The sequence below is a fragment of the Catenuloplanes nepalensis genome (assembly GCF_030811575.1).
Lineage (GTDB): Bacteria > Actinomycetota > Actinomycetes > Mycobacteriales > Micromonosporaceae > Catenuloplanes > Catenuloplanes nepalensis.
On the sequence record NZ_JAUSRA010000001.1, the window covers coordinates 426,266 to 446,428 of the forward strand.

The 20,163-nt window shown below is 73.1% G+C and carries 15 protein-coding genes and 1 pseudogene; 9 read left to right on the forward strand and 7 right to left on the reverse strand.

The annotated features are described in order from the left end of the window. The first annotated feature begins 152 nt into the window (after positions 1-152). The 3 genes from J2S43_RS01905 to J2S43_RS01915 all read left to right on the forward strand — a co-directional run bounded on the left by J2S43_RS01905 (position 153) and on the right by J2S43_RS01915 (position 4,497). Positions 153-1,409, forward strand: a complete 1,257-nt coding sequence (locus J2S43_RS01905) for a M48 family metallopeptidase (RefSeq protein WP_306826791.1) — start codon at positions 153-155, stop codon at positions 1,407-1,409. Positions 1,410-1,414: 5 nt separating this feature from the next. Continuing rightward, on the forward strand, positions 1,415-2,551 hold the full coding sequence (locus tag J2S43_RS01910; RefSeq protein ID WP_306826792.1) for a glycosyltransferase family 4 protein: 1,137 nt from the start codon (positions 1,415-1,417) through the stop codon (positions 2,549-2,551). Positions 2,552-2,625: 74 nt separating this feature from the next. Continuing rightward, positions 2,626-4,497, forward strand: coding sequence for an ABC transporter ATP-binding protein (locus tag J2S43_RS01915; protein ID WP_306826793.1), 1,872 nt, complete (start codon positions 2,626-2,628; stop codon positions 4,495-4,497). Here the strand turns inward: J2S43_RS01915 and J2S43_RS01920 are convergent. The 5 genes from J2S43_RS01920 to J2S43_RS01940 form a co-directional block, all read right to left on the reverse strand. Continuing rightward, a complete protein-coding gene (locus J2S43_RS01920; protein WP_370881581.1) occupies positions 4,460-6,232 on the reverse strand; it encodes a putative bifunctional diguanylate cyclase/phosphodiesterase in 1,773 nt (590 codons plus the stop codon). The genes J2S43_RS01915 and J2S43_RS01920 overlap by 38 nt on opposite strands. Next, positions 6,210-7,010 (reverse strand): SAM-dependent methyltransferase, encoded by an 801-nt coding sequence (locus J2S43_RS01925; protein WP_306826794.1) that lies wholly within the window; start codon positions 7,008-7,010, stop codon positions 6,210-6,212. The genes J2S43_RS01920 and J2S43_RS01925 overlap by 23 nt, the downstream gene beginning before the upstream one ends. Before the next feature lie 230 nt (positions 7,011-7,240). After that, on the reverse strand, positions 7,241-7,909 hold the full coding sequence (locus J2S43_RS01930; RefSeq protein WP_033341223.1) for a response regulator transcription factor: 669 nt from the start codon (positions 7,907-7,909) through the stop codon (positions 7,241-7,243). An 8-nt stretch (positions 7,910-7,917) separates the two neighbouring features. After that, positions 7,918-9,549 (reverse strand): sensor histidine kinase, encoded by a 1,632-nt coding sequence (locus J2S43_RS01935; RefSeq protein WP_370881734.1) that lies wholly within the window; start codon positions 9,547-9,549, stop codon positions 7,918-7,920. Between the two features lie 97 nt (positions 9,550-9,646). After that, positions 9,647-11,449, reverse strand: a complete 1,803-nt coding sequence (locus J2S43_RS01940) for an AMP-dependent synthetase/ligase (protein WP_306826797.1) — start codon at positions 11,447-11,449, stop codon at positions 9,647-9,649. Positions 11,450-11,631: 182 nt separating this feature from the next. Between J2S43_RS01940 and J2S43_RS01945 the strand changes: the two genes are divergently transcribed. The 6 genes and pseudogenes from J2S43_RS01945 (at position 11,632) to J2S43_RS01970 (ending at position 17,601) form a co-directional block, all read left to right on the forward strand. Then, positions 11,632-12,084, forward strand: a complete 453-nt coding sequence (locus J2S43_RS01945; protein ID WP_306826798.1) for an SRPBCC family protein — start codon at positions 11,632-11,634, stop codon at positions 12,082-12,084. 561 nt (positions 12,085-12,645) lie between these two features. Next, positions 12,646-12,909: pseudogene (locus tag J2S43_RS42420) on the forward strand (hypothetical protein); the annotation flags it as partial. A 690-nt stretch (positions 12,910-13,599) separates the two neighbouring features. Then, a complete protein-coding gene (locus J2S43_RS01955; protein WP_306826799.1) occupies positions 13,600-14,550 on the forward strand; it encodes an ROK family glucokinase in 951 nt (316 codons plus the stop codon). 114 nt (positions 14,551-14,664) lie between these two features. Further along, complete coding sequence (locus J2S43_RS01960; protein WP_306826800.1) at positions 14,665-15,354, forward strand: endonuclease/exonuclease/phosphatase family protein; 690 nt, start codon at positions 14,665-14,667, stop codon at positions 15,352-15,354. An 82-nt stretch (positions 15,355-15,436) separates the two neighbouring features. Beyond that, a complete protein-coding gene (locus J2S43_RS01965; protein ID WP_306826801.1) occupies positions 15,437-16,813 on the forward strand; it encodes a flavin-containing monooxygenase in 1,377 nt (458 codons plus the stop codon). After that, the gene (locus J2S43_RS01970; protein ID WP_306826802.1) at positions 16,810-17,601 is read left to right on the forward strand and encodes an alpha/beta hydrolase; all 792 of its coding nucleotides are present in this window, start codon (positions 16,810-16,812) and stop codon (positions 17,599-17,601) included. The genes J2S43_RS01965 and J2S43_RS01970 overlap by 4 nt, the downstream gene beginning before the upstream one ends. On the opposite strand, the gene J2S43_RS01975 is transcribed toward J2S43_RS01970, so the two are convergent. Further along, positions 17,598-19,010 carry an alpha,alpha-trehalose-phosphate synthase (UDP-forming) gene (locus J2S43_RS01975; protein WP_306826803.1) on the reverse strand — a complete coding sequence of 471 codons (1,413 nt, stop codon included), beginning with the start codon at positions 19,008-19,010 and terminating at the stop codon, positions 17,598-17,600. The two genes, J2S43_RS01970 and J2S43_RS01975, sit on opposite strands and share 4 nt — an antisense overlap. Before the next feature lie 185 nt (positions 19,011-19,195). Beyond that, entirely contained in the window at positions 19,196-20,038 is an 843-nt protein-coding gene (locus J2S43_RS01980; protein WP_306826804.1) for a DUF308 domain-containing protein, read from the reverse strand. Positions 20,039-20,163: the final 125 nt, after the last annotated feature.

A 20,163-nucleotide genomic window follows, 5' to 3' on the forward strand; every position in this document is an offset into this window, starting at 1 on the left:
GGCGTGGCCCAGGCGCCGCCTGGCCGCACGTCGCGAACACCCTGATACAACCCCCGGTATCAGGACGCCCGCGCCGCACACCCGGACGACCTGGACCTCGCCTCGCTCCGGCCCTCCACGTCACCCAAGACCTGCCCCTAGGATGGGTCGCCATGACCCCTCGCTGGTGGGCCGTGCTCACCCTCGGCGGCCTCGCCGTGGCACTGCTCGCCGTCGCGCTGCTGCTGATCCCGTGGCAGCGCCCGCCCGCTCCGCGCGCCGACCAGGTCGCCGCGCTCGCCACCCTGCCGCAGGACCGGGTCGAGCGTGCCCGTGAGTTCCGGTCCACGCTGCGCCCGGCCACCTGGGGTGGCATGGCGCTCGGCCTGGTCGTCGCGCTGCTGCTCGGCCTGACCCCGCTCGGCGCCCGGCTGGTCGAGCTGTGCGGCCGCCCGTTCGACGGCCACTGGGCCGCGCAGGCGCTGCTCGGCGGCTTCGCCGTAGTCGTGGTCGCCGACCTGCTCACGCTGCCGATCGGCGCCTGGCGGCACACCGTGCTGGTCCGCTACGGCCTCTCCACCCAGGGCTGGGGCGGCTGGGCCGCCGACCTGCTGCGGTCGTGGGCGGTGAGCGCCGTCATCGGCGCCCTGGTGCTGCTCGGCTTCTACGCGCTGACCCGGTTCGCGCCGCAGTGGTGGTGGGCGTTCGGCGCGGCCGGTGCCGCCACGCTCGTCGCGCTGCTCTCGTTCGTGGTCCCGGTGCTGGTCGAGCCGGTCTTCAACCGGTTCACGCCGATGCCGGACGGACGCCTGCGCTCCGAGCTGATGCAGCTCGCCGCGCGCGACGGCGTCCCGGTCCGGGAGGTGCTGGTCGCGGACGCGTCCCGGCGCACCCGCGCGGTCAACGCCTACGTCTCCGGTCTCGGCCCGACCCGCCGCATCGTCGTCTACGACACGCTGCTCACCGAGGCCACGCCGGCCGAGGTCACCTCCGTCGTCGCGCACGAGCTCGGCCACGCGAAGGACGACGACGTCCCGATCGGCACGCTGCTCGGCGCGCTCGCCGCCGCCGCCGCGGTGGTCGCGCTCTACCTGCTCGGCTCATGGCCGGCGCTGCTGAGGGCCGCGGGCGCGGGCGACATCGGCGAGCCGCGCGCGATCGCGCTGGTCCTCGCGGTGGTCACGGTCGCCGGCCTGGTCTCGTCGCCGCTGCAGGCGTTCGTCAGCCGGCGCATCGAGTCCCGGGCGGACGCGCACGCGCTCGCGCTCACCGGCGATCCCACCACGTTCGAGGCCATGCAGGCGCGCCTGTCCACGGTCAACCTCGGCGACCCGGACCCGCCCCGCTGGGAGTACCTCTACGGCGCCACCCATCCCTCCACCGTGGAGCGGATGGCCGCGGCCCGGGCCTACGCACGAGGGGAGCGCTGACCGCGTTGACCAGGACCCTGCTGATCACGAACGACTTCCCGCCCCGGCCCGGCGGCATCCAGTCGTTCGTGCACAACCTCGCGATCCGCCAGCCGGCCGGCAGCGTGGTCGTCTACGCCTCCCGGTGGAAGGGCGCGGCCGAGTTCGACGCGGCCCAGCCGTTCGAGGTGATCCGCGAGGAGACGTCCGTGCTGCTGCCCACGCCCGCGGTCGCCCGGCGCGCCGCGGAGCTGGCCCGCGCGCACGACTGCGACACCGTCTGGTTCGGCGCCGCGGCCCCGCTCGGCCTGCTCGCCGACGGGCTGCGCCGTCGCGCCGGGATCGGCCGCGCGGTCGCGCTGACGCACGGCCACGAGGTCGGCTGGGCCGCGCTGCCCGGCGCGCGCACGCTGCTGCGCCGGATCGCCCGCGGCAACGACGTGATCACCTACCTGGGGGAGTACACGCGCAGTCGGCTCGACCGGGCGCTGCACGGGCTGACCGACCTGCAGCGGCTCGCGCCCGGCGTCGACGCCGACAGTTATCACCCGGGCGCGGGCGGCGCGGAGATCCGTGCGCGGCACGGCCTGGCGGACCGGCCGGTGCTGGTCTGCGTGTCCCGCCTGGTCGCGCGCAAGGGGCAGGACACGCTGATCCGCGCGTTCCCGGAGATCCGCCGGCGGGTGCCGGACGCCGCGCTGCTGCTGGTCGGCGGCGGACCCTACCGCGAGACGCTCGAACGGCTCACCCGCGAGCACGGCGTCGAGCGCGACGTGGTCTTCACCGGCAGCGTCTCGTGGGCGGAGCTGCCGGCCCACTACGCGGCCGGCGACGTCTACGCCATGCCGTGCCGCACCCGCAACCGCGGCCTCGACGTCGAGGGACTGGGCATCGTCTACCTGGAGGCGTCCGCCACCGGCCTGCCGGTCATCGCCGGCGACTCCGGCGGCGCGCCCGACGCGGTGCTGCAGGGCGAGACCGGTTACGTCGTCCCCGGCCTCGACCTCACCTCGCTGACCGAGCGCGCGGTCTCCCTGCTGACCGATCACGACCTGGCCCGCCGGCTCGGCGCCGCCGGCCGCGAGTGGGTCGCCAAGGAGTGGCGCTGGGAGCAGCAGGCCGCCAGACTCACCGGGCTGCTCGCGGGTGAGCTGCGTGAGTGAGTAGCGCGAGGGGTTAGCGCGATACATGCGCATGTGTCGTACTGGAGGGCGTGGTGACGACCCCGGGGACGGCAGTGGATGACGACGAACCGGAGATGGAGGTCCCGTACTGGCTGAAGAGCAGCGCGGAAGCGGCGAGCGCCGGGTTCTGGCGCATGCTGCGGCGGCTGCCGAGCCTGCTCGGGCAGGCCTGGCGGCTGGCCTGGGAGAGCAGCCCCCGGATCACGCTCGCGGTCGTGTTCCTGCAACTCGCCGCGGGTGCGGTCGGCGCGGTCGGTCTGGTCAGCGTGGTCGGGGTGCTGGACGGGCTGCTGGCGGAGGGGCCGACGCCGGAGCGGATCCGGGCCGCGATCCCGTCCGTGCTGGTGTTCGCGGGGGCGAGCGCGGCGCGCACGCTGCTGTCCTCGGCCGCGACGGCCGCGCACGGTCGACTGTCGCCGCTGGTCAGCCGCTCGGCTGAGCTGCGGCTGCTGGAGCTGACCACGCGGGCGGACCTGGCGATCTTCGACGACGCGGCCTGGCGCGACACGATGTACCGGGCCCGGGACCGGGGCACGTTCGCGGCGCAGTCGCTGGTCGACCAGGCGATCACGCTCGGCACGAACGTGATCTCGCTGGTGGCCGCGGGCGGCGTGCTGGCCGTGCTGCACCCGGTGCTGCTGCCGCTGCTGGTGCTGGCGGTGGTGCCGACCGCGTGGGCGGCGGTGCGGTCCGCGCGGCTGGGCTACCGGCAGCGGCTGAAGCTGACCTCGCTCTACCGCCGGCGGTACATGCTGTCCGACCTGCTGGCGGACCGGGACGCGGCGCCGGAGCTGCGGGCGTTCACGCTGCGCGAGTTCCTGCTGGCCGAGGTGCGGCGGCTGCTGGACGCGGAGACGCGGGCGCACATCCGGGTGATGGAGCGGCAGGTGTGGACCACGCTGCTGGGGACCGTGCTCGGTGCGGTGGCGACCGGTGCGACGTACGCGGTGATGATCTGGCTGTTGATGACCGGGCGGATGGAGCTGGCGGTCGGCGGCGCGGCGGCCTACGCGATCGGCACCGGCATCGGTGCGCTGTCGCAGGTCGCGTTCACCGTCCGGCACCTCTACGAGGAGGGGCTGTACTTCGCGGACTACCAGGCGTTCTGCGCGCTGGCCCGGGAGCACGCGGAGCCGGAGCGCGCCCGCGCGGCACCTCGGGGCTTCGAGGAGCTGCGGCTGGAGCACGTGAGTTTCCGCTACCCCGGCGCGGACAAGCTCGCGGTCGACGACGTGAGCCTGACCGTCAAGCGCGGGCAGACGGTCGCGCTGGTCGGCGAGAACGGGTCCGGCAAGTCGACGCTGGCGAAGATCCTGGCCGGGCTCTACCGGCCGGAGAGCGGCGCGGTGCGCTGGGACGGCGTGGTGCTCGACGACTACCGCACGGACAGCGTGCGGACCGGCGTGGCCGTGGTCATGCAGGAGCCGACGCACTGGCCGCTGACCGCGCGGGAGAACATCACCATCGGGCGGTACGACCGGGAGGCCGGCCAGGACGACGTGGAGCGCTCCGCCCGCGCCGGTGACGCGCACGGGTTCATCGTGGAGCTGCCCCGCAAGTACGAGACGCTGCTGTCCCGGCACTTCACGGACGGCGCGGATCTCTCCGGCGGCCAGTGGCAGCGGCTCGCGGTCAGCCGCGCGTTCTTCCGGGACGCCGCGCTGCTCATCTGCGACGAGCCCACCGCGAACCTGGACGCGCGCGCGGAGCACGACGTCTACCAGCGCCTGCGGGAGCTGGCCGAGGGGCGCACGGTCGTGCTGATCACGCACCGGCTGGCCAGCGTGCGCAACGCCGACCTGATCCTGGTCTTCGACCACGGCGCGCTGGCCGAGCAGGGCGACCACGACGAACTGATGGCGCGCGGCGGGCTCTACGCGGAGTTGTTCACGCTGCAGGCGGAGGCGTACTCACGCCGCTCCTGAGCGCCGGGCGCCGCAGATGCTCGTCGATCGCGGACGGCGGGCCGGGGTGGCCGAAGTGCCAGCCCTGGGCCGAGTCGCAGCCGATCGCGCGGAGCCGGGCGGCCTGGCCGGCGGTCTCCACGTTCTCCGCGGTGACGGTCAGGTCCAGCGTGTGTGCCAGCGCCACCAGCGTCGCCATGATCTTCTCGTCGACCGGGGAGTCGCCGGTGCGCAGGCCCTCCACGAACGCGCCGGCCACCTTCAGCTCGCGGACCGGCAGGTGCCGCAGGTAGGCGAGGTTCGAGTAACCGGTGCCGAAGTCGTCGATCGCCAGCCGGACGCCCATCGAGGCGAGCGCGTCGAGCACGCCGACGTCCACCCCGGCCATCGCGTCGCTCTCGGTGATCTCCAGCTGGAGACGGTCCGGCGGCAGGCCGGTGCGCTCCAGCACGTCCGCCACCTCGGCGATCAGGCCGGGGTCGCCGACCTGGCGGACGGCTAGGTTGACGCTGACGAACGGCGCGTCCGGGCTCGCGTCCAGCCAGCGACGGGCCTGCGCGCACGCCTCGCCGAGCACCCACGCGCCGAGCCGGACGATCAGGCCGGACTCCTCGGCCAGGCCGACGAACCGATCCGGGCGCAGCACGCCGAGCGTCGGGTGCCGCCAGCGGACCAGCGCCTCCACGCCGCGCAGCCGCCCGCCGTCCAGTGCGACCAGCGGCTGGTAGTCGACGAAGAACTCGCCGCGCTCCAGCGCGGCCGGCATGGACGCGGACAGCGTGAACCGGGCGACCTCACGCTCGTTGCGGTCCGGGTCGAACAGCGCCCAGCGCCGCTTGCCGCTCTCCTTGGCCCAGTGCAGCGTGATGTCGGCCGCGCGCATCACGTCGCTGGGAGAGGAGCCGCCGGTCTCCCGTTCCACGATGCCGATGCTGGCGGAGACGGCGAGCCGCTGGCCGTCCACCTCGACCGGCTCGTTGATCGCGTCCAGCGCCGAGTCCGCGACCTTGACCGCGTCCTCGGTGCAGGTGGTGCCCTCGATCAGGATCACGAACTCGTCGCCGCCGAGCCGGGCCACCAGGTGCTCGCCGACGCTGCGCCGCAACCGCCGGGCCACCTCGATCAGCAACAGGTCGCCGGCGTGGTGGCCGAGCGAGTCGTTGACCATCTTGAAGCCGTCCAGGTCGAGGAAGCAGACCGCGAGCCGCTGCGGCGGACCGGCGAACGCGGTGTGCAGCCGGTCGGTGAACAGCGCGCGGTTCGGCAGGCTGGTCAGCGAGTCGTGGGTGGCCTGGTGCCGGAAGCGCGACTCGCTCTCCCGCAGCGCGAACTCGGCCTCCTCCCGGGAGACCATCGCGGCCCGCCGGATCGACTCCTGCTCGTCCAGCGTGCGGTCGCGCAGCGCGCGGGCGTAGCCGGTGGCGACCGTGCCGAGCAGCCGGGCCATCCGGCCGCCGGTGTCGGTCAGACTCAGGTCGCGCACGAAGCGTTGATCAAGGACCTCGATGGTACGGCCGAGCCCTTCCGCGGAGACCACGTGCGCGCGGACCAGTGCGCCGCCGACCCGGTAGCCGCGCCGCAGGCTGAACGGCTCGGCCAGCAGCGCGTCGCGCAGCTCGAGCGTGAGCGCGCAGAGCCGCTCCTCCAGCTCGCCCTGGCTCATCGGGATGTAACTGGTGCCGGTGATCGCCTTGGCCCAGGCCCGGGCGAACGCGGCGATCCCTGCCTCGTGCTCAGCCACCAAGCCTGCCCACACCGCCGAGGAAGACCACGCGCTCCGCGTCCTCGGTGTCGTCCGTCGGGTCGGGCCGCCACAGCGGCACCCACACCAGGCCGGGGTCGAGCAGCTCGAAGCCGTCGAACCAGGGCAGCAGCGTGGCGCGGTCGCGGGCGCGCAGCGGGTTGTCGGTCTGCCGGTAGACCGCCTGCCCCTCGAACCGTTCCTCGTCCGTCCGGCCCTCGTCACTGGCCTGGGAGAGCACCAGGTAGCTGCCGGGCGCGAGCGCGCCGCGGAGCCGGGCGATCAGGCCGGCCGGATCGTCCGCGTCGGGGATGAAGTGGGTGACGGCCACGATCAGCACCGCGATCGGCTCGTCGAAGTCGAGCAGCGCGCGGATGCCCGGATCGTGCACGATCTTCTCGGGCTCGCGCAGGTCCGCCTGGACGATCACGGTGCGGTCGTCGCCGGCCAGGATCTCCCGCGCGTGCGCGACCGCGATCGGGTCGATGTCCACGTATGCGACGCGCGCCTCGACCGGCGCGATCTCGTGGACGTTGCCCACGGTGGGGATGCCGGAGCCGATGTCCAGGAACTGGCGCACGCCCTGGGCCGCGAGGAAACGCACGGCGCGGCGCATGAACGCGCGGTTCGCCTGGGCCATCAGCGGCGCCTCGGGGACGGCCGCGATCATCGCCTGCGCGGCGGAGCGGTCCACCGCGAAGTTGTGCGACCCGCCGAGGTAGTAGTCGTACATCCGGGCGACGCTGGGCCGTTCGATGTCGATGGTCTCCGGTGCCCACTCGGGCCGATGCATGGACGCCCCTCAAAGACGGTGGCTGGATCAAGGCCGCTGCTATTCTGCCCGTTCCGTGCCCGGCTATCCAGACCGTACCGAATATCCCTTCCAGCTGATCTTCAGCCGGACGGGTCCGGGGCAGGTCGGCGCGGGTGGCCATAAAGGACATCCGCCGATCGGCTGAAAGGTGGCACCAAAAAGGCGAGCGCGCCTCATGAGAAAGGTGCGCCCGCCTGATATGGAATGGCTCAGAACTTCGGTGCGTCCGGCGCCTCGAGAAGGCCGAGCCGGAGCGCGGTCATCAGAGCCTGTGCGCGATTAGCCGCACCCAGCTTCTCGTACAGCTTGGAAATGTGGGTCTTCGCCGTCGACTCGCTGACGAACAGCTGCTTCGCGATGCCGGCGACACTCATGCCGTCCGCCAGGAGGCGCAGCACCTGACCCTCGCGCGGGGACAGCTGCGGGCCGGACGGCGCGAGCCGCCGCTTCATCGCCTCGGCCAGATCGGCCGCGGTGAACGCGCTCGGCGCGGACGCGGCGTGCCGCGCGGCGGCCACCACCTCGTCGGCCGGCGCGGTCTTCGGCACGAACGCGGACGCGCCCGCCTCCAGCGCGCCGAACAGCTGGTCATCCCCCGCATACATGGTCAGGACCACGATGCCCATGGTCGAGCTGTTCTTCCGCAGCGCCCGGGTGGCCTCCAGGCCGCTGCCGTCCGGCAGGCGGAGGTCCATGATGACCACGTCGGGCTGGAGCGCGCCGGCCTGGCGGACCGCCTCGGCGGCCGTGGCGGCCTCACCGACCACCTCGAACTGCCGGTCGCGCTCGAATGCGTGCCGCAGTCCCTTTCGGATCAGGTCGTGATCGTCGACAAGAAGGACCTTGGTGCGCGTCGTCGGCGCAGGGCTGGTCGACATAGCTCGGTTTACTCCCCTTCTGGTGCGTTGCCGCTATCGCGCACGCTATCGCGTCGGGGCGAGGCTCCGAGCACCACCGCCACCGTTGTTCCACTTGGATTCCGCGGCCTAATCTCCAGGCGGCCCCGGATACGTTCCGCTCTCTCATTCATGATCGCAAGACCGTAACGGCCATCCGGTCGCTTATCCGCCATTCCCTGTCCATCGTCCGTCACTTCGATGCGGGCGTAAGGGGGGTCCACCTCGCAGGTGACCCACAGGTTCGAGGCGCCGGCGTGCTTGCGCGCGTTCGTGATCGCCTCCTGAGCGATGCGCAGCAGCTCCGCCTCGGTCGCGGCCGGCAGCCGGGCCGTGGACTCGTCCAGCGTGTAGTGCACGCGCAGGCCCGCGGCGGAACCGACGGTCCGCGCGTACTCCGCGATCGCGCCGGCCAGCCCGCCGTGCCGGTCGACCTCGGAACGCAGCTCGAACAGGGACAACCGTAGCTCGGTGATCACCCGGGTGACCTCGCCGCGCAGCGTGCGCAGTTCCTCCGCGGTCTCCTTCGCGTCCTCCGGCAGCGTGGCCAGCGCGTTGTCGATGCCGTAGCCGACCATCACCAGCTCCTGGGCGACGCCGTCGTGGATCTCCCGGGCCAGCCGCTGCCGCTCCTCGTTGGTGGCCAGCGAGCGCACCTCGTCGAAGAGCAGCGCGGCCTCCAGGCGCAGCGCGGCCGGGCCGGTCACCGCGGTCACCTTCGCCACCACCGGCGCCGGGTAGGCCAGGCTGGTGTTGGCCTCGACGACCACGAGACCGATCGACCGCACGCCCGCGACCAGCGGCACCACCAGCGCGGACACCTCCGCGCCGCGGTGCGAGCGGGACTGCGAGCGGCTCGCCGTGGCCGGCTGCTGGCTGGCCCACGCGTCCGCGATCGCGGAGTCCGCGTCCAGAGCGGTCTCCCAGTCGACGCGCTCCATCGCGGACTGGGCCAGCACCACCAGGCGCCCGCCGCCGCTCGCGGTGAGCACCGCGGCGCGGTCCGCCGGCGCGACCGCGCGCAGCTCCTCCAGCAGGTGCTCGGCGATGCCACCCGGATCCAGCGTGGCGCCGGGCAGCTGCCGGGCGACGCTGCGCAGCTGGGTGAGCAGGCGCGTCGCCTCCGCGTACGGCTGGGGCTTGGTCTCCCGCACCAGCATCCACCGCCGCAGCGTGTCGGCCGCGAACGTGCCCAGCCCGCCCAGGATGAGCCACTGTGCGCAGACCGCCATGTAGCCGATCTGGGTGATCTGCGGGCCGCTCGCGGTCATGTTGACCGCGCCGCTGGCCAGCAGCGTGCCCGCGGCCGCGCCGAGCAGCACCGCGCCCTCGCGGGATCGCCGCTGCAGCGCCGCGACCGTGAGCGGCACCGCCAGGTACGGCAGGATCACCTCGGCGCCGACGCCTGGGCCGAGGCTGCCGACCGCGCTGGCCGCGCCGGCCACGTCGCTGGCCGCGAGACCCACGACGACGACCTCGGCGAACCGGGCCGCGGGCGCGAGGATGCGGTGTCGCGGCGCGACCACGCCGGGGATGCTGAGGAACAGCAGCGCCACGATCCACCAGAGGCGGTCGGGGTCCCTGGTGGTGATCAGCGTGAGCAGCGCGACGAGCGCCAGCATCACGAAGCGAGCCGCGACCGCCAGGGGATGCGGACGTGGTGCGACGGGGGGTGAGGCGGCCACTCCGGGATGCTATCGCCTGCCCGGAGTTCCGCCGTCACTTGGTGTAGATGGCGGCGATGTCATCCGCGTACGTCTTGTGCACCACGTTGCGCTTGACCTTGAGCGACGGGGTCAGCTCGCCGGTCGCCTCGGTGAAGTCGCGGCCCAGGATCCGGAACACCTTGATGGCCTCCGCGCTGGACACGGCCTTGTTCGCCTCGTCCACCGCCTTCTGGATCTCGGCCCGCAACGCCGGGTCGCCGGCCAGCGCGGCCACCGTGCTGTCGGCATCCCGACCGTTCGCCGCGAGCCAGCCCGGCCAGGCCTCCTCGTCGATCGTGATCAGCGCGGCGATGAACGGCTGCCGGTCGCCGACCAGCACGCTCTGGCTGATCAGCTGGTGCGCGCGGAGCCGGTCCTCGAGCACGGCCGGGGCGACGTTCTTGCCGCCCGCGGTCACGATGATCTCCTTCTTCCGGCCGGTGATGGTCAGGTAGCCGTCGTCGTCCAGCTCGCCCAGGTCACCGGTGCTGAACCAGCCGTCGGAGTCCAGCACCTCGCGGGTCGCGTCCGGGTTGTTCCAGTACGCGCCGAAGACGACGTCGCCGAGGATCTGGATCTCGCCGTCGTCCGCGATCCGGATCGTGACGCCGGGCAGCGGGCGGCCGACCGAGCCGATCCGGATCGCGCTCGGCACGTTCGCCGCGACGGCCGGGGACGTCTCGGTCAGGCCGTAGCCCTCCAGGACCAGCACGCCGACGCCGCGGAAGAAGTGCGCCAGCCGGGCGCCCAGCGGCGCGCCGCCGGAGACCGCGTCCGTGCACTTCCCGCCCATCGCGGCGCGCAGCTTGCCGTAGACCAGCCGGTCGAAGAGCGCGTGCCGGGCGCGCAGCAGCAGGCCGGGGCCGCCGTTGTCGAGCGCCTCGCTGTACTCGATCGCGGTCGCCTCGGCCCGCGCGAAGATCGCGCCCCTGCCGCCGGCCTCCGCCTTGGTCTTCGCGCCGGTGTAGACCTTCTCGAACACGCGCGGCACGGAGAGCAGGAACGTCGGCTTGATCGCGGCCAGGTCGGGCAGCAGGTTCTTCGGGTCCGGGCTGTGCGCGATCGTGCCCCGGGACGTCACCACCGCGAGTTGCAGCAGCCGGGCGAACGCGTGCGCCAGCGGCAGGAACAGCAGGGTCCGGGTCTCGCCCTTGAACAGGTGGTCGAACGCGGCCACCGCGTTGAGCACCTCGGCCAGCAGGTTGCGGTGGGTGAGCGCGCAGCCCTTCGGCCGCCCGGTCGTGCCGCTGGTGTAGATGATCGTGGCGATGTCGTCGGCCCGGGCCCGGCGGCGGCGCTCCTCGACCTGCCCGGCGTCGATCCGCTCGCCCGCGGCGCGCACCTGGTCCACGCCGCCGGCCGCGATCTGCCACACCTCGCGCAGGTCCGGCAGGTCGTCGCGGAGGCCGGTGACGAGCAGCGTGTGCGCGTTCGTCTCGACGAAGGCCGCGACCGCGCCGGAGTCGGAGAGGATCCAGGAGACCTGCTCCGCGCTGGAGGTCTCGTAGATCGGCACGGTCACCGCGCCGGCCGCCCAGATCGCGTAGTCGATCAGCGTCCACTCGTACCGCGTCCTGCTCATCAGCGCGATGCGGTCGCCGGCCTGGACACCGGCCGCGATCAGGCCGCGCGCCACCGAGATCACGTCCGCGTGGAACTCGGCCGCGGTCATCGGCGACCAGTCGTCGGAGGAGGCGTCGGTCCGCCGGAGGAACGACACGGTTTCGGGGGAGACACGTGCGTTGTCCCAGATCGCGTCGGTAAGGGTCATGGTGTCGGCGATCGTGACGACCGGAGGGACGGAGAACTCGCGCACCTGACAGCTCCTCGACGGTGGGGGCCCGTGACACGGCCCTGATACAGCAGAAACGTACCGCCCGTGACGGTTCTCCGGCACATCCGCCCGGCTACCGACCCGCCACCCGCCTCGGATCGGAGCGGGTGCCGTCCTCACCGGGCCGCGCCGGAACTGTCACAGGTTCGCGGTAGCCTGCCCGCATGGCGGACTCCTCCACCCAGTCGATCGTTATCGCCGCACCGGCCGAGCGTGTGGCCGAGGTCGTCTCCGACTTCGGCAGATACCCCGAGTGGGCCGACGCGTTCAAGCAGGTCGAGGTCCTCGAGGAGTACGAGGACGGATATGCCAGCCAGGTCCGTTTCGTCATCGACGCGGGCGTGCTGGCGGACGAATACACCCTGCGGTACCAGTACGCCGAGGACCTCTCCCGCATCGAGTGGCACCTGGTCGCGCCCTCCAAGATGCAGAAGGCGCAGCGCGGCTCCTACGACATCGCGCCGAACGCCGACGGCGGCACCACCGTGACGTACACGCTGGAGGTGGATCTGTCGATCACCACGATCGGCATGATCCGGCGCAAGGCCGAGAAGCGCATCATGGATACGGCGCTCAAGGAGCTCAAGCGGCGGGTGGAGAGCCTGCCGGCCGGCTGACACACCGCACAGGGGGCTTTCATCATGGCGACTCCGAGCTCGGAAAGCGGCACCGGTTCGGCGCGGGAGGAGGCGGAGCGCCTGGTCGCGGCCGTGCTCGCCCGCGCATCCCAGGGAGCGAGCCAGGCCGCGTGGATGGCGCAGGGCGCGAAGTTCGCCGCCCGCGCCTCCGGCCACGAGACGACCAGCACGGGCCTCGGCCTGCTGGGTGACGCGTTGCGCGGCGTCGCCAAGACCGCCTCCGGCTTCAGCGAAGACCTTCACAAACACTCCGAGGGTACGACCGGCGCCCGCACCACGGCCCGGCCACCGACGAACCCGGCGAGCACCTCGGGACCGGCCTCCACCACAACGGCGACACCCCGCGTCACCGAGCCCGCGGCTCCCGGCACACGCCCGGCCGCGCCCGGCCCGGTCCCGGACGACGACGGTCGTTCCGGCCGGCCGCAGGGTGACGGTGCGGATTCCGGCCGGCCGCAGGGTGACCGTGCGGATTCCGGCCGGCCGCAGGGTGACCGTGCGGATTCCGGCCGGCCGTGGGACGACGGCGTGCGGGACGAGCACGTCTTCGAGCCCGCCGGCCCGGCCGCGCACGCGGGGTGGGCCACCGGCAGCGCGGAGTGCTGCGTCTGCCCGGTGTGCCGGGCGATCACCATGGTCCGCAACCCCACGCCCGAGTTCGCCGAGCAACTCGCCACCAGCGCGGGCGACCTCGCCGCCGGCGTGGCCGGCTTGCTCCGCGCGTTCTCCACCGCGGCCGCCGACCCCACCACCTGGTCCGGCCCGGCCCGATCCGGCGCTGCTTCGACCGGCGCTGCTTCGACCGGCGCTGCTGGCGCTGCTTCGGCCGGCGCCGCTTCGGCCGGGGCTGCTGGCGCTGCTTCGGGCGGGGCTGCTTCGACCGGCGCTGCTGGCGCTGCTTCGGCCGGGGCTGCTTCGGGCGGGGCTGCTTCGGGCGGGGCTGCTTCGGGCGGGGCTGCTTCGGGCGGCGCCGGTGCCGAGGGCGCGGCGAAACCGGCAAAGAGGGCGCCGCACGAGGATTCCGGCACCGGCTGGCCGCGGGAGGACCCTTGGTCGGCCGCCACCCGCGCCGAGACGCCCGCACAACCGGCCGGCGACCCGTGGTCGGCGGCCACGCGGGACTCGGCCACGCGGGACTCGGCCGCCCGCGCGGCCTCAGTCACCCGGGACTCGGCCACCCGCGAGGCCTCAGCCGCGCGGGACTCGGCCACCAGGGAGGCCTCGGCCGGCCGGGACGCGGGCTCGGGGGACGGCGGCGGCCACCCCGGCAGCAGCGGGGCGGCGGGCACCGGCGATCATGAGCGGGAGTCCGGCGACACCGTCTGACGGGATGACGCGGTCTCAACCCGGCGCGGTACGCGCCGGCGCAGGATGGGGTCAGGTTGTGATCAAGCGGGCGCCGGTGGGCGTCCGCCGGTCGCACGTGTCCGGGATGACGCGGGCGCGGACTGGGTAACTAGCCCGGTACGCACGGTAATGAGGGGAGCGGCGGCGGTGACGCTGACCATCGGAGTCGACATCGGCGGCACGAAGGTGGCCGGTGGGGTCGTCGATCCCAACGGTGAGGTGCTGGCGCGGACGAGGCGTGAGACGCCCGCGGACGACGTCGCCGAGACCCGCGACGTGATCATCGACGTGGTGCGGGAGCTGGCCGCCGGGCACGCGATCACCGCGGTCGGCATCGGCGCGGCCGGTTTCGTGGACGCGGGCCGCTCGACCGTGCTGTTCGCGCCGAACCTGGCCTGGCGCGACGAGCCGCTGCAGAAGTACATCTCGGACGCGACCGGCCTGCCCGTCGTGGTGGAGAACGACGCCAACGTGGCCGCCTGGGCCGAGTTCCGGTTCGGCGCGGCCCGGCACGCGGACGCCTCGATGGTGATGTTCACGGTCGGCACCGGCATCGGCGGCGGCCTGGTCACCGGCGGCCGGCTGGTCCGCGGCACCCACGGCATCGCGGCCGAGCTGGGCCACATCACCGCGGTCCCGGACGGCCACCCGTGCGGCTGCGGCCGGCTCGGCTGCATCGAGCAGTACGCGAGCGGCACCGCGCTGGTCCGTTTCGCCCGGTCCGGCGCGCGACAGGACCCGCACCGCGCGGCGGAGCTGCTCGCGCTGGCCGGCGGCGACGCCGACCGGATCACCGGCCCGATGGTCACCGCGGCCGCGCAGGGCGGCGACCCGGTGGCCGCCGAGGCCTTCGGCCAGATCGGCTACTGGCTCGGCACCGTGATGACCGACCTGGTGCAGATGCTGGACCCGCAGGTGCTGGTGGTCGGCGGCGGCGTGGCCGACGCCGGCGACCTGCTGATGGCGCCGGTCCGCAAGGCGTACGCGGAGTCGCTCGGTCAGCGCGGCCGATTCCCGGTCGCGGAGCTGCGCGCGGCCGAGATGGGCAACACGGCCGGCGTGATCGGCGCCGCCGACCTCGCCCGCCTCGTCGAGTGACCTCGCCTCGCCCGTGATCGAGTCGTCCCCCATGCTGTTAGAACGACATGGGGACGCCCCGATCACGGATCGGGGCGCGCCGGTGGCGGATGGATCGAGCGGGAGGGGTCGGCGATGACGGAGGGCGCACTTCGCGTGCTCACCTACAACGTGCACGGGCAGCGGGACGACCGGGCCGCGCTGGCCGAGGTGGTCCGGGCCGTCGCCGCGGACGTGGTGATCGTGCAGGAGGGCCCGCGCCGGTTCGGCTGGCGGAACAAGACCGCGAACCTGGCCCGCGCGTTCGGCGCGGTGCTGGCCGTCGGTGGCCTGCCGTCGCTGGGCAACCTGATCCTGACCGACATGCGCGTCCACGTGCACCGCACCTGGACCACGCGGTTCCCGCTGACGCCGGGCCGGCACATGCGCGGCGCCGCGTTCGCCGAGTGCTCGGTGGGCCGGCGCCGGTTCACGGTCGCCGGCACCCATCTGTCGCTGGACGCGGCCGAGCGGGCGAGCCAGGCCGAGTCGCTGCGCAAGGAGCTGTCCGCGGTGGAGACGCCGGTCATCATCGGCGCGGACGTGAACGAGACGTCCGGCGGCGCGGCCTGGCGCACGCTCGCGGACGGGCTGACCGACGCGGCGGTGCACGCCGACGCGACGGACCGCTGCACGTTCCCGCTGCACGGCCCGACCGGGCGGATCGACGCGATCCTCACGGATCCGCGCATCGAGGTGGCCCGCTACGACGTGGTGGACACGCCGCTCACCCGGCGCGCCAGCGACCACTTCCCGGTCGTCGCGGACCTGATCGTCCCGGAGTAGCCGCGCACGGCGTACCCACTGATGGTTTTGATTTTTTGCTTCTGGGGTGGACAGGTTTAGCGGAAATCGAGAGGATTTCGCGGTGCCCAGCTCCACCGAGTTCACCACCGCGACCGGACAGCCCGTCTACGACAGGGGGGACGACTCGGTCTGTGTGATCGGTGCGGGCCTGAGCGGGCTCGCGGCCGTCAAGAACCTGAAGGAGCACGGCTTCGGCGTCGACTGCTACGAGCGGGAGACCAGCGTCGGCGGCGCGTGGAACTGGCGGAACGACCGCAGCGCGATGTTCGCCAGCACGCACCTGGTCTCGTCCAGGCCGACCACGGAGTTCCCGGACTTCCCGATGCCGGACGACTGGCCGGACTACCCGGACCACGCCCGCTACCTGACCTATCTGGAGCGGTACGCCGACCATTTCGGCCTGCGCCCGCACGTCTGGTTCGGCACCGAGGTCGTCTCCGTGCGACCGGCCGGCGAGACCGGCCGCTGGGACGTGACCACGCAGAGCACCGGCCGGGCCGGGAGCACCCGCACCCACCGCTACCTCGCGGTCGTGGTGGCGAACGGGCACAACTGGGCGCCGCGACTGCCCCGGATCGACGGCCTGGACGACTACCGCGGCAAGGTCATCCACGCGTCCGCCTACAAGGACCCGGCGGAGCTGCGCGGCCGCAGGGTGCTGGTGGTCGGCGGCGGCAACAGCGGCGCGGACATCGCGGTCGAGGCCGGCGCGCAGGCCGCGAAGACCTGGCACTCCACCCGACGCGGCTACTGGTTCACGCCGAAGTACCTGCTCGGCCGCCCCGCCGACCAGCTGCACGCGCGGGTCCAGGGCCTGCCGCTGCGCCTGCGCCAGTGGCTGCACCAGCTGTTGATCACGAACACGCTCGGCCACCCGGCGCGCTTCGGACTGCCGGCACCGGACCACCGGCCCCACGAGTCGCATCCCGTGCTCAACAGTCAGCTGCTGCACGGCATCGGCCACGGCGACATCACGCCGGTGCCGGACGTGGCCCGCTTCCACCGCACCGAGGTGGAGCTGACCGACGGCAGCACGATCGACCCCGACCTGGTGGTGCTCGCCACCGGCTACCAGCCGCGTTTCGAGTTCCTCGACCCGGCGCTGACCGGCGCCGACGCCGACGGCCGCCCGCACCTGCTGCTGCACGCGTTCGCGCCGCGGCATCCCACGCTCGCGGTCACCGGGCTGCTGCAACCGGATTCGGGCATGGGCCCGCTGGTGCACTGGCAGACCGTGGCGTTCGCCCGGTGGCTGCGGCTGCGCGCCGCCGACCCGGAGCGTGCGGCCCGCGTGTGGCAGCGGCTGCAGGCCGAGGCCGGCCGGCCGCTCACCGCGGGCCGGGTCACCGACTCGCCGCGGCACTGGTTCGAGGTCGGCTACCGCAACTACCTGACGGCCCTGCAACGGCTGCTGGACTCCACGGAGGTGTCGGCGTGAGGATCGACCGCTCGGCGGACTGGGCGGCCCCGATCCCGCCGGTGCGGCGCGAGGTGCTGCGCGCCACGCCCGAGACCGACGAGGGCCGCCCGCCGCTGCTCTTCGTGCCCGGCTACGGCCACGGCGCCTGGCTCTTCGCCGAGCACTGGCTGGAGCATGCGGCCGGCCGCGGCTTCGGCGCGCACGCGCTCAGCCTGCGCGGGCACGGCCGGTCCGGCAACGCACCCGGCGCGGGCCTGCGCGCCTACGCTCACGACGTGGTGCAGGTGGCGGCGTCGCTGCCACGCCAGGCCGTGCTGATCGGCCACGGCGCCGGTGCGCTGGTCGTCGCGCACGCGCTGGCCAGATATTCCGCGCGGGCCGCGGTGCTGGTCTCGCCGGTGCTCGGCGGCTGGGGCACGCTCGGCGAGGCGCTGCGGCGCAACCCCGGCGGCACGATCCCCGCGCTGGCCGGCGCGCCGCTGCGGGTCAGCCGCCGCCAGCTCTTCGGCCGGGAGCTCTCCGACGAGCAGGCCCGGGAGTACGCGTCCCGGGTTCGTTTCACCAGCCGCCGAGCGCAGTACCAGCTGATCACGCACCGCGCGCCCGAGCCGCCGGTCGGCACGCCGCCGGTCCTGGTCATCGGCAGTCAGCACGACCGGATCGTCTCCCCGGCCGCGCTGAACCGCGCCGCCGCCCGCTTCGGCGGCGCGCCGCTGCTCTTCCCCGGCATGGGCCACGACCTGATGCTCGACACCCGCTGGCGCGAGCCGATCGACGCGATGCTGGACTGGCTGGAGAAGGCCTAGGCCGTCAGCCGTTCGGCCAGCGCGCCGGTGTCCTCCAGCGCGGTCAGGTAGCTGCGCGCCCAGTCGCGGATGTCGTGGTCGCGCAGGTGGGTGCGCATCGCGCTCATCCGGTCGGCCCGCTCCGGCTTGGGGCAGTCGATCGCGTCGATCAGCGACCGCTTCAGCCCCTCCAGGTCGTGCGGGTTGACCAGGAAGGCACGGTCCAGCTCGTCGGCCGCGCCGGCGAACTCGGAGAGCACCAGCACGCCGCCGCCGTCCACCCGCGCCGCCACGTACTCCTTCGCGACCAGGTTCATCCCGTCGCGCAGTGGGGTCACCACCATCACGTCCGCGGCCTGGTAGAGCGCGGCCAGCTCGGACCGGTCGAACTGCTGGTTCAGGTAGTGGATCGCTGGCTCGCCGACCCGGCCGAACTCGCCGTTGATCCGGCCGACCTCGCGCTCCACCCGGTCCCGCAGGATCGCGTAGTGCTCGACCCGCTCCCGGCTCGGCACCGCCACCTGCACCATCACGGTGTCCCGCACCTTGACCAGGCCGTCCTCCAGCAACTCGCTGTATGCCTTCAGCCGGTGCTCGATGCCCTTCGTGTAGTCCAGCCGGTCCACGCTGAGCAGCACGTGCTTCGGGTCGCCGAGGTCCGTGCGGATCTGCCGGGCCCGGGTGCGCACGTCCGGCCGCCCGGACAGCGCCTCCATCTCGGCCACGTCGATCGAGACCGGGAACGCGCCGGTTCGGACGAAGCGCTCGCCGACCGCGATCCGCCGGTCGGTGGCCGGCAGGCCCAGCACCTTCGTGCAGAGCTGCGCGAAGTTGTGCGCGGCCTGCGCGCGCTGGAAGCCGACCAGGTCGGCGCCGAGCAGCCCGCCCAGCAGCTCCGCGCGGCGCGGCAACTGCATGAACAGCTCCGGCGGCGGGAACGGCACGTGCATGAAGAACCCGATCAGCAGGTCCGGCCGCATCTCGCGGAGCATCGCCGGCACCAGCTGCAGGTGGTAGTCCTGGACCCAGACGACCGCGTTCTCCGCCGCGACCTCGGCCGCCGCCTCCGCGAAGCGCTGATTGACCCTCTGGTACGCATCCCACCAGCTGCGGTGGTAGGTCGGCTGCTCCACCGCGTCGTGATAGAGCGGCCAGAGCGTCGAGTTCGCGAAGCCCTCGTAGAAGTGCGCGAAGTCGTCCTCGGTGAGCGGGACCGGGCGCATGCTGATGCCGCCGATGTCCGGCAGGCCCGGCGCCGGGCCGGCCGTCCCGGACCAGCCCACCCAGGTCGCGGTCGTGTGCTCCAGGATCGCGTGCAGCGCACTGACCAGGCCGCCCGGACTTCGCCGCCACTCGCAGGCCCCGTCCGGGGCGATGTTGTCGTCGACCGGCAGCCGGTTGGCCACCACCACGAGCGAGCTTTGACGCATCCGGGAGCCTCGTTTCGCGTTCAACTGTCGCGGGGGAGCTGTGCGGATTGTGCGCATGGATCTAGGGGCGTCAGTATTTCTACTGACGCAAGGTTACATGTCTATTACCGGATGTCGATTGGCATCAATGCTTATGCGGCGAATCTCGGGCAAAAGGCCCGGGTGAGCTGTGTCACTTGACGGCTTCAGACCACGGCGCCGTCACCGGGCGCGTCATCGTCGTCGCCGGTCCGCATTCGCCAGACCAGTGTCACGAATCCCGCGATGATCGCGCCGAACCCGATCAGCATCACGTAGTTCCGCTGGATCGGCAGCACGCTCGGGAACACGAACAGGAGGAAACCGGCGAAGATCCCCAGTATGCCGAGCAGCGTCGGCGTCGAGATCCGCGGAATCGGCGGCGGGGGCGGCGGAACGTACCGCTCGTCGTCGCCGACCGGCAGGTCCGCGCCGAACGTGTCCAGCCCGTCCAGCAGCGACGGCTCCTCCCGCGGCACCGTCACCCCGCTGAACTCCGTCGCCGACGTCAGCCCGCGCCGCTTCTCCGGCGGCGCCATCGGGTCGTGCCCGTTCACCTTGTCCGTCTTGCGGCGGTTGTGCTCCTGCGGCTTGTCGGAGACGTTCTCCGAGTCCGGCCAGGGCGTCGACGCCGGATCCACATCCGTGTCGAACCCGGCCACGATCCGCGCCCACTCCGCCTCGACGTCCGGCTCCTTCTTCCGGGCCGGCTCCTCCGGCGTGATCGACTCGCCGCCCGCCTCCGCGGAAAGCCTCGCGAGATATTCACGCGCGAGGTCCAGGTGCGCCCGGTCCACGAACAGCCGGTCCGTCGGCCGGGCCGGCAGGTTCGTGGTCCGCGTCACCGGATCGAGATCGGCGGAAGGCTGAAGGTAGGCGGCGATGCCACCAGCGGCGAGTACGTCGAGCAGGTGCTCACCGACCCTAGGGTCGACGTCGCCCGCGACGGCGTACTCCGCCACGTGCAGTCCGTTGTCCCGCCGCCCGCGACGGGCACCACCCGCTGACATTAGACTCACCCCCTGTTTCCACCGTGCTCTGAATGGTGACACGACCCAGCCCGGTTCGGGGAGTGCGTTGTGGCGTGCCGCTCGCGCTTCGTAGGCTCGGCATCGGCACCGACCGTCGGCGCCGG

Bases quoted from the DNA above. Each gene is read 5' to 3' on its own strand.
- J2S43_RS01935 (WP_370881734.1), bottom strand. From the start codon at position 9,549: ATGCTGGCGCTCGTCGCGCTGCTCACGCTGATCACCACCAGGGACCCC.
- J2S43_RS01960 (WP_306826800.1), top strand. From the start codon at position 14,665: ATGACGGAGGGCGCACTTCGCGTGCTCACCTACAACGTGCACGGGCAG.
- J2S43_RS01930 (WP_033341223.1), bottom strand. From the start codon at position 7,909: ATGTCGACCAGCCCTGCGCCGACGACGCGCACCAAGGTCCTTCTTGTC.
- J2S43_RS01925 (WP_306826794.1), bottom strand. From the start codon at position 7,010: ATGCATCGGCCCGAGTGGGCACCGGAGACCATCGACATCGAACGGCCC.
- J2S43_RS01945 (WP_306826798.1), top strand. From the start codon at position 11,632: ATGGCGGACTCCTCCACCCAGTCGATCGTTATCGCCGCACCGGCCGAG.
- J2S43_RS01980 (WP_306826804.1), bottom strand. From the start codon at position 20,038: ATGTCAGCGGGTGGTGCCCGTCGCGGGCGGCGGGACAACGGACTGCAC.
- J2S43_RS01975 (WP_306826803.1), bottom strand. From the start codon at position 19,010: ATGCGTCAAAGCTCGCTCGTGGTGGTGGCCAACCGGCTGCCGGTCGAC.
- J2S43_RS01905 (WP_306826791.1), top strand. From the start codon at position 153: ATGACCCCTCGCTGGTGGGCCGTGCTCACCCTCGGCGGCCTCGCCGTG.